This is a genomic window from Scytonema hankhaensis NUACC26 (assembly GCF_045865695.1).
Classification (GTDB): domain Bacteria; phylum Cyanobacteriota; class Cyanobacteriia; order Cyanobacteriales; family Nostocaceae; genus Scytonema.
On record NZ_BAACAP010000083.1, the window covers coordinates 1 to 15437 of the forward strand.

Annotated in this window: 10 protein-coding genes, 1 other RNA gene and 2 pseudogenes; 9 read left to right on the plus strand and 4 right to left on the minus strand. The window is 41.8% G+C overall.

The annotated features are described in order from the left end of the window. Nucleotides 1-97 precede the first annotated feature (97 nt). From ACKTT2_RS02895 to ACKTT2_RS02930, 8 genes are all read left to right on the plus strand, one after another. On the plus strand, nucleotides 98-1039 hold the full coding sequence (locus ACKTT2_RS02895) for an aminoglycoside phosphotransferase family protein (protein ID WP_407883788.1): 942 nt from the start codon (nucleotides 98-100) through the stop codon (nucleotides 1037-1039). A gap of 54 nt (nucleotides 1040-1093) precedes the next feature. Next, nucleotides 1094-2248 carry a 5-(carboxyamino)imidazole ribonucleotide synthase gene (locus ACKTT2_RS02900; RefSeq protein WP_407883790.1) on the plus strand — a complete coding sequence of 385 codons (1155 nt, stop codon included), beginning with the start codon at nucleotides 1094-1096 and terminating at the stop codon, nucleotides 2246-2248. Nucleotides 2249-2310: 62 nt separating this feature from the next. Then, nucleotides 2311-2495, plus strand: a non-coding RNA gene (gene ssrS / locus ACKTT2_RS02905) — 6S RNA. Nucleotides 2496-2746: 251 nt separating this feature from the next. Beyond that, nucleotides 2747-3997: a M16 family metallopeptidase gene (locus ACKTT2_RS02910; protein WP_407883792.1), complete on the plus strand. Its 1251-nt coding sequence runs from the start codon at nucleotides 2747-2749 to the stop codon at nucleotides 3995-3997. Between the two features lie 59 nt (nucleotides 3998-4056). Next, complete coding sequence (locus tag ACKTT2_RS02915; RefSeq protein WP_407883794.1) at nucleotides 4057-5331, plus strand: M16 family metallopeptidase; 1275 nt, start codon at nucleotides 4057-4059, stop codon at nucleotides 5329-5331. Between the two features lie 137 nt (nucleotides 5332-5468). After that, entirely contained in the window at nucleotides 5469-6554 is a 1086-nt protein-coding gene (locus tag ACKTT2_RS02920; RefSeq protein WP_407883796.1) for a peptidoglycan-binding domain-containing protein, read from the plus strand. A gap of 105 nt (nucleotides 6555-6659) precedes the next feature. Then, a complete protein-coding gene (locus tag ACKTT2_RS02925; protein WP_407883798.1) occupies nucleotides 6660-7814 on the plus strand; it encodes a nucleotide-binding protein in 1155 nt (384 codons plus the stop codon). Beyond that, a complete protein-coding gene (locus ACKTT2_RS02930; protein WP_407883800.1) occupies nucleotides 7811-9022 on the plus strand; it encodes a beta-barrel domain-containing protein in 1212 nt (403 codons plus the stop codon). The genes ACKTT2_RS02925 and ACKTT2_RS02930 overlap by 4 nt, the downstream gene beginning before the upstream one ends. Nucleotides 9023-9074: 52 nt before the next feature. On the opposite strand, the gene ACKTT2_RS02935 is transcribed toward ACKTT2_RS02930, so the two are convergent. From ACKTT2_RS02935 to ACKTT2_RS02950, 4 genes and pseudogenes are all read right to left on the minus strand, one after another. Further along, nucleotides 9075-9491 carry an immunity 70 family protein gene (locus ACKTT2_RS02935; protein WP_407883802.1) on the minus strand — a complete coding sequence of 139 codons (417 nt, stop codon included), beginning with the start codon at nucleotides 9489-9491 and terminating at the stop codon, nucleotides 9075-9077. A gap of 11 nt (nucleotides 9492-9502) precedes the next feature. Further along, nucleotides 9503-10570: a hypothetical protein gene (locus ACKTT2_RS02940; protein ID WP_407883804.1), complete on the minus strand. Its 1068-nt coding sequence runs from the start codon at nucleotides 10568-10570 to the stop codon at nucleotides 9503-9505. 222 nt (nucleotides 10571-10792) lie between these two features. Beyond that, a pseudogene (locus ACKTT2_RS02945) lies at nucleotides 10793-13296 on the minus strand (peptidase domain-containing ABC transporter). 9 nt (nucleotides 13297-13305) lie between these two features. Beyond that, nucleotides 13306-14067, minus strand: a complete 762-nt coding sequence (locus ACKTT2_RS02950) for a peptidylprolyl isomerase (RefSeq protein WP_407883806.1) — start codon at nucleotides 14065-14067, stop codon at nucleotides 13306-13308. 1062 nt (nucleotides 14068-15129) lie between these two features. Here ACKTT2_RS02950 and ACKTT2_RS52300 point away from each other — a divergent pair. Beyond that, nucleotides 15130-15358: pseudogene (locus ACKTT2_RS52300) on the plus strand (IS982 family transposase); the annotation flags it as partial. Nucleotides 15359-15437: the final 79 nt, after the last annotated feature.

Here is a 15437-nt window from a genome sequence, read left to right on the forward strand (position 1 = left end):
AATTAAATGTTGGGTTTCGTTCCTCAACCCAACCTACTGAAAAATTTTCCTTTGAGCGCTCGCAATAATATTAAGGACTTGCATTTTGTTTGATACTATGAATCTCACGAACCTACCTGAAGCGGTACTATTGAAAGCCCGAAACTTGGGTTCAACTGGTGAGCAGTGGATTGCTACTTTAGAGGAAACTGTCAGCTATCTTGCGCTGCAATGGCAGTTTGTCCCACAGGAGATTCTCAGAGGTGGCTCGGAAAGTTTGGTTTTGTTAGTAGACCTTGAAGACGGTTCCTCAGCCGTTCTAAAGGTTGGTTTGCCCAACTATGATTGTAGAACAGAGGCTCATGTTCTTCAAATTGCCAATGGAGTAGGGTATCCCCGATTGATTGAGCACGACGAGGTACACAATGCCTTACTGCTTGAAAGACTGGGTGAAACCCTGGCTGACTCGAACTTAGCCGTAAGTCAGCAGATTGAAACCCTGTGCCAAACACTTCAAGAAGCATGGATTCCGTTGGAGTCCTCTCTAGGTTTGATGACTGGAAGTGAAAAAGCCCGGTGGCTATCAAACTTTATTGAGACAACTTGGCGAGAATTGGATAAACCATGTGCAGAAATCACTAAGGATCTGGCACTGGCTTTTGCGATGGAAAGGGAAGCTGCATTCAATCCAAACCATAGTGTTCTAATTCATGGTGATGCACATTCGCAGAATACATTGCGATCGCTTGACGGAAAAGGCAGATACAAGTTTGTAGATCCAGATGGGTTATTCGCAGAACCAGCCTGCGATCTTGCTGTTCCAATGCGTGAATGGAACGATGAACTGCTAGAGGGTGATGCCATTACATTAGGTCAGGCGCGGTGCAGGAAACTTGCTATGCTTACCAGCACTGATGAACGAGCAATATGGCAGTGGGGATTTATGGAGCGCGTATCAACAGGTCTTCTGTTGCTGCGAATAGGGATGACACAAGCGGGCGTTCAGACTTTGACCATTGCAGACCTTTGGAGCAATGCATCCATTTCATGGAATAGGTAATGTAAACTGGATAGGAGCCGACTAGTAAAGATGTAACATCAGTAATTCTGTAGGATGGCAAGAAAACGTGTTGGTATAATCGGTGGCGGACAATTGGCATGGATGATGGGAAGTGCCGCAAAAACGTTAGGAGTGGAATTAGTTATTCAAACTCCTGGGACAAACGATCCTGCAGTATCCATAGCTAAAGAGATTATTTTTGCTCCTGTCGATGATGCTAACGCTACAGCAAAACTCGCTCAAAGGTGTGATGTTATTACTTTTGAAAATGAGTTTGTGAATCTAGATGCTTTATCAAAGCTAGCCGAGCAAGGAGTTTGTTTTCGTCCCCGATTAGAGGCTTTAATCCCTCTTTTGGATAAATATCACCAACGCTGTTATCTACGCGACTTAGGTTTACCCGTTCCAAAGTTTGTCGATATTTCTCAGGGGCTGAAAAGTGCAGAGGTAATCTCCTCTTCAGGGCTAGGTTTTCCGGTTGTTTTAAAAGCTCGCCGTCACGGTTATGATGGTCAGGGAACGTTCATTATCAAAGAACAATCTCATTTAGACCAAAAACTAGATTCAGATTCAAAAAATGTTTCTGGTTTTTTATTGGAAGAATACGTTCCTTTTGAACGAGAACTAGCAGTCATCGCCGCACGTTCTACCAATGGAGAGGTTGTGACTTACCCAGTTGTGGAAACCCAACAAGAAGAACAAGTTTGTCGTCGAGTCATTGCACCTGCTGAGATTCCAGAACAAGTCGCTTTGAAAATCGAGGATATTGCCTGTACTTTACTCAACAGCTTACAAGTTGTGGGAATTTTTGGAATTGAATTATTCCTTAGGGAGGATGGCAAAGTACTGGTTAATGAATTAGCGCCTCGTACCCATAATTCTGGACATTTTTCTCTGGATGCTTGTAAAACTTCCCAATTTGAGCAGCATTTAAGAGCAGTTTGCGATCGCACTCTAGGTAACACGGCAATGATTTCTCCGAGTGCTGTTATGGTTAATCTCTTGGGATATGAAAATTCTCAAAGCGATTATACGGGCAAACGCCAGCAAATAGAGCAAATTCCCCAAGCATACGTCCACTGGTACGGCAAGAATGAATCTCGTCCGGGACGCAAACTCGGACACGTTACCGTGTTGCTGGATTCGCCAAACCGCGATCGCGCCATGGCAACTGCCCGTGAGATAGAATCCATTTGGTACTCAAAGTAAGCTTTGCCAGAAATTTTCCAAGGGAGAATACACAATATTTTTTTAGAAGCTATAATGGATTTGTTGCACTGAGACGTTGGTGACTGCCATAAAGTTTTTTGATCTATGCCTTAAAAAATAAGGGAATCAAGGAATTCTCGTGGCAGTAGACCGGGCAAAGCACCCGGAAACTTTAAACGAGAGAACTCGATGCCCACCTGGTTTATCCAGGTCATAAACTTAGGTAAAACGGCGTTGCGGTGACACAAAATTACAAGCTCCTAATGTCAGATGAGACTTAGGAGCTTTTAATTATGTAAGTGTTAGTGGTTAGTAGGGGCGCAATGCTTTGCGCCCGTACAAAATGACTGGTTAGTAGTCAAATATTTTACCTAATAACAACCAACAACTAACTACTAACAACTATCAACCAACAACTAACAACTAATTGTTAAAATCGCAAGAACTGGGTTAAATTAAGGTTAAAGCTGTAAAAAATTGTTAAAACTCATAGATACCGTGTTTTCAGCTTCGGTCTTGAAACTAGGAAATAGTTTAACGTTGATTCACCAAGAAATACCTACTACCCCTGTAGTAGTGGCAGATATTTGGGTACGTGCTGGTGCTACTGTTGAGCCAGAACCATTATTTGGTATGGCTCACTTTTTGGAACACATGATTTTTAAGGGAACCGCAACGCTACCCCCAGGAGTATTCGACCAGAAGATCGAAAACCAAGGTGGGGTGACTAATGCAGCAACAAGTCATGATTACGCTCATTACTCGCTCACTACAGCTGCTCCCTACCTCAAAAAGACCTTACCTTATTTAGGAGAGTTGCTGCTAAATGCAGCAATACCAGAAGAAGAATTTGTTCGCGAACGAGATGTTGTTTTTGAAGAAATTCGGCAATCTTACGACGATCCAGATTGGATAGGTTTCCAGTCTCTCATTTCAAGCATTTACCAACAACATCCCTACGGACGTTCGGTGTTGGGTGGCGAGGAAGAATTGATGCAAACCTCACCAGAGATTGTACGCTGTTTTCATCGCAATCACTACCAACCAGAAAATATGACGGTAGTTATCGTAGGAGGAATAGCCACCGAACAAGCCATAGAAATAGTCAACGAGTCTTTTGTTGATTTTGGCGATCGCTGTTGTGAGTGCCCTGAAAGCCCAAAAGAAGTCGTAGAACCAATTATAGCTGGAATTCGCCGGGAAGAATTGCATCTACCGCGATTAGAGCAAGCACGATTATTAATGGGGTGGACGGGACCTGGAGTAGAGCAACTCCGCACCTCCTATGGTTTAGATTTACTCTCAGTCCTCTTAGCAGAAGGTAGAACTTCACGACTAGTTCGCGACTTGCGAGAAGAGCAGCAGTTGGTACAAGGCATTTGCAGTCATTTTTCCTTACAAAGGGATGCAAGCTTATTTACCATTACGGCTTGGTTGGAGCCTAAAAATTTAGAACGAGTGGAATCCTTAATTCGCTTGCACTTAAACGATCTTCAAACCAACGGGATAAGCGAGCAAGAACTTATTCGAGGTCAAAGGTTGTTGTGTAACGATTATGCTTTTTCTACAGAAGCGCCCAATCAACTAGCAGGGCTTTATGGTTACTATAACACTATTGCTCGAGCTGAATTAGCTGTGACATACCCTCAGCAGATAAAATCTTATAGCACTCAAGAACTGCAACAATTAGCACGAGAATATCTTTCTCCAAACCATTACGCAGTTACTGTACTAAAACCTTGTCAGTGACCAGTGACCAGTGACCAGTGACCAGTGACAAAGGACAAAGGACAAAGGACAAATACTAGATGACAACTTCGCTGCAAAAAACGTCTATCCATCGTACTGTATTAAATAACGGCATTGTGGTTTTGGTAGCAGAAAATCCAGTTGCAGATATTGTGGCTGCACGGATTTTTATTCGTGCTGGTAGTTGCTACGAAACAAAAGAGCAAGCAGGCTTGACGCATTTACTTTCCTCTGTCCTGACTAAAGGATGTGATGGACTCTCTAGTTTGGAAATCGCCGAAAAAGTAGAATCTGTAGGAGCAGGTTTGAGTGCAGATACGACTGCGGATTACTTCTTGGTATCTTTAAAAACAGTTACATCAGATTTTGCAGAGATTCTGGCATTGGCGGGACAAGTTCTTCTCCAACCAACATTTCCAGAAATGGAAGTAGAACTAGAACAACGTATTGCTTTACAGGATATTCGCTCGCAGCAAGAGCAGCCGTTTACAATTGCTTTTGACCAGTTAAGAAGCGTGATGTACGCTGACCATCCCTATGCAAGATCGGCATTGGGAGATGAAACAACTATGGGCGGCTTGACTCGTAAGGATTTAGAGCAGTACTATCAAACTCATTTTCGCCCAGATAACATTGTTATTAGCATTGCTGGGCATATTAGTGCAGATAATGCAGTGGCTCTTGTAGAAAAAGTTTTTGGGGATTGGCAAGTTCCTACTCATCAGCCATTACCAGTGCTTCATGTACCAGAACTTAAAGTGCAGCCTCAGGTTACGATTACACCTCAACAAACACAACAATCAATTGTGATGCTAGGTTATTTGGGACCATCGGTCAGTTCCGTTGATTATGCAGCCTTGAAATTGCTGTGTACTTACTTGGGAAATGGTCTTTCCAGTCGCTTATTTGTAGAACTGAGAGAAAAGCTGGGTTTAGCTTACGAGGTATCAGCATTTTACCCTACCAGGATTTTTCCAGCATCATTTGTTGCGTACATGGGAACAGCACCAGAAAACACGAAAATAGCTCTCACTGGTTTGCAAAAAGAAGTCGATTTACTTTTGACAAACCAGTTGGAGGAAGAATCACTTCAGTCAGCTAAGAACAAGATACTAGGGCAGTACGCTTTAGGTAAACAAACCAATGCCCAAATTGCTCAAATTTATGGTTGGTATGAAATTTTAGGGCTAGGAGTTGATTTCGACGGGGAATTTCAACAAGCAATTGCCTCTGTCAGTGCTCTAGATGCCATGGAAACAGCTCGTCGATATTTACGGGAACCTTTTGTATCTCTTGTCGGTCAGAAAGAAGCGGTTTATAGTGCAATTGCGTAAGCGTTTTCAATCCCAATCTAAAATACAAAATCTAAAATCCATGCATCCAAAATGGTATAAAATTGCTTAACCAGTTGCATTCTACAAAGCGTGACCGATAAGTGTATCACCAATGAGATATCCCAGGGGCAATGTTCATGGCAAACAGCATCAAGGTAAGTATCTTAACCGTCTTAGGTTTCCCTAGTCTTCCCGTGAATGGTTGTAGAATCCAGCAAAAGCAAAGGTTGAAATCCAAAAGGGGAATAGAAATACTCCTGTGTCTTTCTGCTCCTCTACTCTTTGGTTTTTCTCCGACGGTATCATTTGCTTCCCCAGTACAAACAGTTGCTCAAGCATCACCAAGAGTGGGAGTGAACCGTCCTAACCTCAAAGTTGGTAGCCAAGGAGACCCCGTATCAGAACTGCAAGCAGCTTTAAAACTTTTGGGCTTTTATACTGGTACAGTAGATGGGGTTTATAACGAAGGGACTGCGATCGCTGTTTCTCGATTTCAGGAAGCAGCAGGCTTAAGTCCAAATGGTGTTGTTGATACCAATACTTGGCAAAGACTTTTTCCCAACGATGCGATCGCATCAACCCCTGCAACTTCAAGAAGTTCCAATAACTTCCCGATTCCATCCCAAGCTTCAAGCGATAATGACGGTACGGTTGTTGTTCCCAGTGGCCAGACAAGAACAACACCTGTCACGAATCGCGCTGAGACTCTAAAACCCGAACCAAGACCGACGACAACAACGCCCAGTAGAGCTAGTAATTTAAAACCCGAACCAAGACCAGCAGGAACGCCAGTCGCAACGAGTAGTTCCAACAAACCTTCTACCAGACAAGCATCATCCACTCGTTCAAACTCATCCACTACTTCTCGACAAGCCACTCGAAGCCAACAATCCAACCGTACTGGAGCTGCTCGACAAACCACTCGATCTCAACAATCTACCACTAGTTCCGGGTCATCCAGAAAAACTCAGCAAACTGCTTCCCTTCAGTACACCTCAGATGGGCTGCCAATTTTACGTCCGGGGATGCGTGGTTCTGAAGTCACTCGGTTACAACGACGGCTACAAAGACTTGGTTACCTTGAAGAAAGTGCTATTGATGGTGATTTTGGTTCCGCAACAGAAGCAGCAGTTGTATCTTTACAAAAACGCTATGGTCTAGAAGCTGATGGTATTGTTGGAGGAGGAACTTGGGAAATTCTCAATCGACGGCGGAAACAATAAAGGGCAGAGAGGATTGGGGATTCGCGATTGAATATTGTATTTATATCCCTACTCCCCACTCCCTACCCCCTACCCTCTACCTCCTATTCCCTACTTTAAGTACCTATGGAGCCTACTTACACTCAAGACTACAGACATTTTGAACAGCACGTTGCAAAACTGCTCCATAGGGCAGGTTGGGTAGTGGAACCTGCCAAAAAAAACCGAATTGGGTGCGATTTAATCGTCAAGAAAGAAAATTTAGTTGTTGCCGTACAGATAAAATGGTTGAGGAATAATGTAGCAGCACCACAGTTATTAAAGTTTTCTGAATTCCTGGATTCTAACGAAGGCAAAAAGTTTAATTTTGGTTTATTTATCACCACCAAAGGTTATAGCGGTCCCGCAATGGCATTAATTAGATCCTGGGGAAAGGATAGTAAAATCCGTTGTGGTGTTGCACAGGAAACTAGAATCGTTGGAATTGATGGGATTGCACCAGAGAGGGAAAATAATGAGGACGAAGGCGATCGCCAACAAAATAAAATTTACTTTGGTATCTTTACTTGTAAAGGTGGAGTTGGTAAGACAACTATAGCAGGGCATTTAGCAGGAGCCTTTGCGCTACAAGGATTTAACGTTGCACTTGTCGATCTAGATCCAGAACAAAATTTGCAAAAATTAGTGGGTGATGGCGTTTTTGTTCCCAATCCAAGAGGTATCGGTACTACGATTGAAGTCTTTGATGGTAGAGATTGGCATGAAGATGCTGCTCGTGATAGCAGAATAGTTATTTGTGATTGCTCTCCAGCACTGGAACGGAATCCCAAGGAGTTAGTAAAAAAGTTTCATTACTGCATTATTCCAACTACCTTAAATCCACTTGGCTTAAATAAGCATGGTAAGGTTATTCGAGATACTGTTGTAGAAATACGTCAAATTAATAAAGAAGGTCATTTATTTGTAGTCGTTAATAACTTTAGAAAACCAACATCCAAGCAACTGAATCTTTTAAAAGACGTATACTTTAATACTTATAAGGAAATTAGACAAACAGATGACAAGTTTCACTGTATAGATCCAGAAGATGCTTGTATCCGCGCTAGCGACCAACTCTACTACTGGGGAATACACATTCTTGAAAATCCAGATACTCCTACTAGCCGATTGGCGTTTGACTTAATTGGCGGAAAATCATATCCTCGTGACGATTTTATCAATTTAGCAGATTACATTGAAAGAAAAGCTGGCATTGGATTTCTTCGGAATGACGCTATATGAAACTACCTTTTTTGTCATCTCCATCTCAAGCTCGGCAAACTAGAGAACAATTTGCTAATCCAGACGCTTACCTAGATTATGAATTAGGTAAGGCTGTGCAAGAACTACCGCCATTCTATACAAGATTGGTAGGGGTAACTTTAAGTTTGGCAGTGTTTGGTGCGATCGCTTGGGCTGGTTTCAGTAAAGTTGATGAAGTGGCTGTGGCTCAGGGTAAGTTGATTCCGGGCGAGCAAGATGTGCAGCCAGTGCGATCGCCTAGTAGTGGCAAAATTAAATATATCAACGAAACTAAGATTAAAGAAGGTCAGCAGGTACAAAAGGGTGACATTCTAGTCGCACTTGACTCAGAATCGTCTCAAACTGACATTGAAAGGCTAAACAACCAAGCTTTATTGATTAGGCAAGACATTCACAGCCGTAGCAAAGCAGCAGAAGAAAGCCAGAAAGCAAGCATTAGGCAAGCAGAAATTGAACTTTCAGGTTTGCGAATTAATCTGAAAGCAGCTCAACGGGATGTCAATAGGTTGCGTAGTCTCAGCGGTACTGCTATTCCGCGACAAGATTATCTATATGCTCAAGACAAAGTTAGAGATTTAGAAAAAAGTATTACTGCTAAAGAGCAAAATATCCAGCAACTCAAGCAAAATTATAAAACTGGACCCCTTTCTGAACTAAGCAAGCGCCGCGAAGAATTGCAGACAGTTGAAAGGCAACTCGCTCAAGCTAAAAATCAACGACAGAATCAAACTATTACCGCTCCAATTACTGGCAGAGTTTATAACGTCAAAGTTAATCCAAGTCAAGGTACAGTGCAACCCGGTGAAGAGTTATTATCAATTTTGCCACAAGGAAAAGAACCTTTGCTAGAAGTTGATTTGCCAAATCAATATCGAGGATTTGTCGATGAAAAAATGAATGTAAAGGTAAAAATAGAAGCTTTTCCTTATCAAGAATATGGTGTGATTGAAGGGACTGTGGTTTACGTTAGTCCCTACGCAATTGTGAAGGATAAGAATTCGAGCAAGGAAGTTTATCCAACCAGGATTAAACTACATAAATTCATAATTAGGGCGCGGGGTCAAGATAAGCTTTTAACTCCAGGGATGGAGGCAACAGGGGAAATTGTGATGCGACAGAAGTCGATTTTGAGCTTGTTGATTGAGCCAGTTACGCGGAAATTTGATGAGGTATTTTCTGTTAAGTGAATCAGCTGAATACACAAATTCTTTGAGGCGATTGCAATCAAGAGTATTACCATTAAATCTTTTCGATTGTGAGTGAACCTCCTTCTTCTTGGAGAGCTTGCAAACATTCTAAAAGTACCTCGAATAGATCCCTTCCCGTACTAGTTAAGAAATAATTAGATAAATCAGTGACAGTGGGACTGATCTGATTATCCCAAGGTGGCTTGGCTTCGAGATCATCGATATCCCAGATCACCCATTCCGGTGAAAAGGCTTTTAACCTTTCTCTTATTGAAATGAGATCGTTATATGCTTTTGAAGCTTCTTCAACCGATAGTTCACCTTCGTACAGCTTTAAAGTCAGTTCTGGATATTCCGAACCCCAACCCTTTGGCTCTAAGTGATAGCTGATAGTAGAGAAAAAAGCATGCAGTAAATCAGAACTTCCAACCTCATCTATGATATTTCCAACTTGAAATCCAACTACCATAAAATTCCCTCTTATCTTAGGAACTTGATATCGGAAGTACGTAACACGCCATCAGATTGGCTCACTATCTCTTCTTTCAAGTCGTTGAGCTGCTGACGGTCTGCGTTTTGCCCTCTCACATCAACAACAATTTTTTGAACTGTTTCCGAAGGTAGATGTCTGGCTCTAGCGTGAGCTTGGTCAACAACCTTGCTAACCAAGCTAGATTGTCCACCGGATCTACTTAAATCGTAGTTCTTTACTTCAATGCTGGTGTGCGGTCTTAGTATACCTTGTGACCTGTAATTGTCAGGACGTGTACTTCCTTTTGGTCTACCTGGTACTGGTTCCCTGTTGAGGAAACTTTGCTGGTCTACAAATTTTGATCCTAGTGCTGTGGTTACATCTGTTTCCGAATCTCTCCATCGAGGTCTTGTAGGACTAGAGGAGATGTTGTCCAAGTTTTTAAGAGGTTTGTCCGCCAGCCGATTTCCTATATGTTTCCCTACGTGTCTTCTAGTGACACTTCCTACTGCTGGAGCTGCTGATGAAGCAAAGGATAAACCAGCATTTTTCCAATCTCCTTGCAGCGCGTAGTGACCACCAACAATGGTGCCTTCAGCAACAGCCCCAAAATTCACGACGTTGGCTGCTCTGGTCCCAGATCGAGCAAGTTTTTGTACACCTTGAGTTGCCTTAAAACCAAGCTTACCGGCGGCTGCAGCATCACCGACTCCGGGAACAGCAGCAGCGAAAGAGAAAGCAGCATTTTTCCAGTTGCCTTCCGCCGCATACCAAGCACCATTAGCCACATCCGCAGCAGCACCCACAACTGGGATGAAACCTGCTCCATCTAAGACAGTATGACCAACATCACTCAAGTTGATATTGCGGGCAGTGCTGACAACGCTATTCTTGGCTTTACTAGCTAAATTCTTGGCATCGTTCAATTCATGGTAGACGGTGCTAGCAGCGCTATGAACGGCTCTACCAGGCAATTGAGCCGCGTCTCTTAGCCGATCGCGACCTGTGTCTATAACGTTGCTGGCTTTGTCTTTGGCTTTGTCAAAAGCATTACCGATAGAATCAAAGAATCCCATAAGTTTAAAGGTGATTTCAGAAATTGTTTTGCTGGCTTTTAGCTAGCTTATTGCTAAAGCTAGAACTTGACTAAGCTGAATCTATTACCTAAATTTTATTCTCTCTTTCAAGAGTCAAAAATAGCTGAAAATAACTGTGAAAATGCGTCATTTTAACTTCTAACTCTTTGTACAAGCCTTAACTTTTTAAACTAATTTTTCCAAACATTAACAATCATACCATTACACACTAGCAATCTGCCGTTGATACAACGCCCAATACACGCCTCTTTTTTGCAGCAACTCTTCGTGATTGCCTCGTTCCACAATCTCCCCTTTTTCTAATACTAAAATCAAGTCGGCTCGTTTCAACGCTCCAAATCTATGAGCAATCATAAATACTGTTCGCGCCCCCTTCACCTCCTGTAAGTTTTGTAACACCTTTTGTTCTGTCTCACTATCTAAGCCACTTGTCGCTTCGTCTAAGATTAAAATCGGGGCTTGGGAAAGGAATAAACGCGATAGAGCAATGCGTTGTCGTTGTCCGCCGGATAAGGAGGTTCCCCGCTCTCCAATTTTTGTTTCGTAGCTGTGGGGCAGTTTGTTGATAAAATCGTGAGCCACCGCTAGTCGTGCTGCTTCTTTTACCTGTTCTGCTGTAATATCTACATCACCGAAGGTGATATTTTCGGAAATAGTACCATCAAAAAGAAAATCTTCTTGAAGGACAACGCTAATTTGTTGCCGCAAAGAGCCAATATCAGCAGTTTTAAAAGTTTAGAAAGAGTACTTTTACCAGAACCGCTACGCCCCACAATTCCCACAAACATTCCTGGTTGCACAGTGAAAGAAATACCTTTCAAAACAGGTTCTGCTTGGTCTTCTTGATAACGAAAAAAGACTTTATCAAAATGTACCTTCCCCTTTAACTGTGGTAAAACGACGCCAGAACCGGGTTCAGCTTCAGGGGCAAAATTCAGGATGTCACCTAGCCGATCCACAGACAGCAAAACTTGCTGGAATTCTTGCCAAAGTTGTACTAACCGCAGCAGTGGATCTGTTACTCTAGACGCTAACATTTGAAAAGCAACTAATGCACCAATTGTCAGCTTTTGTTCGATGACGAGTCCGGCTCCAAACCAAAGAATAATTAAGTAGGAAAAATTCGTTAAAAAGTCGCCAATGTTACTGCCGATATTAGAAGTGGTGGAAGCTTTAAAACTCGTGCGGATATAACGCGCAAATAAGCCTTCCCAACGTCGGCGAGATTTTCGTTCAGCAGCATGAGCTTTTACAGCATGAATTCCCGTGACTGTCTCTACTAAAAAAGATTGGCTATCTGCACCGCGATCGAAAGTTTCATTTAGCCAACGGCGCAGTATTGGTGTGACTACTAAAGTTAAAGCAGCAAACAGGGGAATCACAGCTAAAGCTACCCATGTGAGGGTAACACTGTAAGAAAACATTAATGCTAGATACACCACGGAGAAAATACTGTCCAAGATGACAGTTAAGGCTGTACCTGTCATAAACTGACGAATATTTTCCAATTCCTGCGCTCTAGCAACGGTATCGCCTACCCGTCGCGATTCAAAATAAGTCAAGGGTAGGCGCATTAGCTGACGAAACAATTGAGAGGATAAACTCAAATCGAGACGGTTGGCAGTGTGGGTAAAGATAAATAGCCGTAAGATGCCCAAAATTGCCTCAAAAAGAGCAACAATCAGGAGAGCGATCGCCATCACATCCAAAGTACCACGGTTGCCGTACACCAATGCTCTGTCAATAATGAACTGAGTAATTATTGGCGTTGCTAACCCCAACAATTGCAAGGCAAAAGAAAGTAACAGGACTTCTGCTAGCAAACCACGGTAACGCAAAATAGCAGGGATAAACCAACTTAGGCTAAATTTCTCCTGCTTTTGAATTGGTTCTACTTGCCAAATTTGCCCATTCCAGTTTTCCTCAACCATCTTTTGAGGAACGCTAACGCAAGTTTTACTTAAGTTAGTAGAATTAGCAATAATTAAACGGTTACCTTTAACGCCATACATAACAACCCACCCCTCCTCTTTCCTCCCCTTGGCAAGGGGGGGATGAAGGGGGGGTTGCCAAAGCAGCAAAGCAGGAAAGACTAATGAGTGCAAATCATTCCAAGTCACTTGTAGCTGTCGCAGTTGTAACCCCAGTTTTTCACCCGCTTCCATCACATCTTTAGGTTGCTGTCCCCGCAGTTGACGCTGTACGAACTCCAACTGGATAGGACTTTGTAAGTATTGAGCTGCCATTGTTAAACAAGCAGCAGCTGTGTTGGGACTCAAGATAAATGGATAGCCAGAGACTGGTTGGGGTAAATTAGGGTCATAAGGCTGATAACGCGATCGCTCTTGCTGCCAAAAGCGATTGATTTCTACATAAGAGGCTTGCTGCCATAGTGCTGCATCCCAACGCATTACTACCACATCTTTGGTAGACGCCACAGCTTTAAAATGTCCAGAAAGTTCTAGTAAATCTCCAAACCAATCTCCTGGTTTTAATGTTGCTAATGATTTAGGTTTGCCATCTTCCCTAAGACGCACATTTCCGGAAATCATTAAAAATTGACTTCCAGGTTTCTCTGTAGACCAAATTATATCTCCTGTTTTATAACAACGAGTTTCTGCTTGATTTCTTAATTCTATTTGTTGCTCGGGTTGTAGCAAGCACAGAGGCAACTTTTCCCATGGTAAGTTCGCTTGTAAGTCCATAATTCATCACTAGAACTGAACCTGTAGCTTGACATTCATATCTTGAATTTTCTCCTCTAACCATTGCTCGAAAAGCTCATTCTCTAGCTCTTGCTTCAACTGCTCATCTAACGTAGCATCTAGTAATGTCTCAACGCGAACTAAATACCAAAGCCCCTCTACTTCCACTGGTTCTATCAACTCCCCAGGATTTGCTAAATTAATTGCAGCCCTAAGTACATCTGGTAATGTACCTTTGCGAATTGCTCCCATCATGCCATTGAAAATCCGGTCATCTGCTACAGAATACTCCCGAACAAGTTCCTCAAACCTAGCACCATCTTCGAGAATTTGACTTTTCAACTCTTCAGCAAGTGCTTGTTCTTCTACAACTAGTCGTGATAGCACTACCCGATCTAAAAATATCTTGCGTTCGATAAAATACTCTTGTATGTTTGGCTCAGTCACTTGAGCTTTTAGTCTTTCCAACTTGAGGCTAAAAGCAATTTCCCTACGAAAGGTTGAGTAATCTAAACCTTCCTGAGCTAGCCATTGTTGAAAACTAGCAGAATCAGTTAGCTGATTGTTTAATCGAAAATCAATGACCACTTGTTCGATTAAATCGGAACTTATATCAATATCTTCTAGGGTTTGTAGTTCCTTTTCTAAGACGTGTTGGCGCATAATTTCCCAAATCACAGGCTCAAGTTTCCCCGCAGCCTCCAAGTATCTTAATGCTTGTCCAAGAGAGATGGGGCGATCGTCTGCTGTTAAAAACAGGCTAGAGTCCATAAGCAAGTCTGCACAATTAAAGTTAACTAGTCAAGATCGTCATTAGTCATTCGTCCTTGATAAGGATTTCCAATATGTTTACATTTTGTAATGTAGTTCAGTTTATTTCTGCTTAATTACTTAATTTAAGTTGAAGGTCTATTTAGACCTACAAGAGTAAGAAATAAATTTCTGTAAGTTCGTTGTATACAAGTGTTAATAAAATTTGTTTACGTTAGTTAATATCTCTAACATTAACGCTAACGTTGTAGATCGACAACAACATTTGGATAGATGACAAAAAATTGTTACTTCCAATAAATCAGTAAATTTTAGTCGAGAATCGTGCGGGAAAGAGTCTAAAAAACAAGGATGATATAAAGTATACCTAAAAGTCACTGATATCATGTCCGGTTAAACAATTATGATTTACCTCATGCAAAGGCTGAAGTCGTAGTAATTGAGCCAATTCCATCTACAATCGCATCAGTATAGATAACATTAGCGTAGATCCTTGTGCGATCGCGCAACCTTACTCTCGTATGCGAATTCTATTTACTTCAACAACGAATAACTTGCCTTGATAATGTTCCGTATCACTGTGGTTAGACAAATAATCCACCAACCTCTGCATCAGTAGAGGAATAATTTCAGGATGATTCCGAAGTTGGATCGAAATAATACCTCGATAATTAGCAGGAGGATACGTAACAATGTCAGCAAAATCTCCATGAGCGTGAAACTAAAATTGCACCCAATTGCTGTGCTTTGGCAATCACAATTTCATCAGAAGACTCGATTGGAATATAGTCTTTCAAAATCAACACGTCATAACCGCTATCCCGCAAAAACTGCCCAATAGAAGCGGGGACTTATCGATCCATAAAAAATGTTAAACTTACGATGCAATCGTCTCAAAATTTGCCAAATCGCGAGCATAATCCAGACATGCGAATATCTGCTCTTTTTGTCACTTGCCAAACAGTTAAGAACTTTATTCACGAATTGTGTCTCCGGAAGATTTAAAATAAGGCTTTGGTCAGACTTTGATTTTGTAATTTTTCAAAAACCGAGATCAAAAATATGGAATTAGAGAAGCTCCGCATGTGATGTAGATAATTTTTGTAGAGATTTTGAAAAAAAATGGCAACAAGAATTACTCTCTACTGGTGAGCGAAAACGTCAGAAAACATTTAACTTATGTTTAAGTGAAGTCATGACAATAATTATTTATTTTCATCACTCATCTTATAGAAACTTTAAAGATTACTATACTAAAGACGTTTGGATCTTTTTTCAAAAATATTTTCCGAATGGATGAATTGTCCTGCCCATCTTACAAACTGGCAGCCGTTTTCAATTACGAGTATTCAAGGACAGGAAGCAATGCT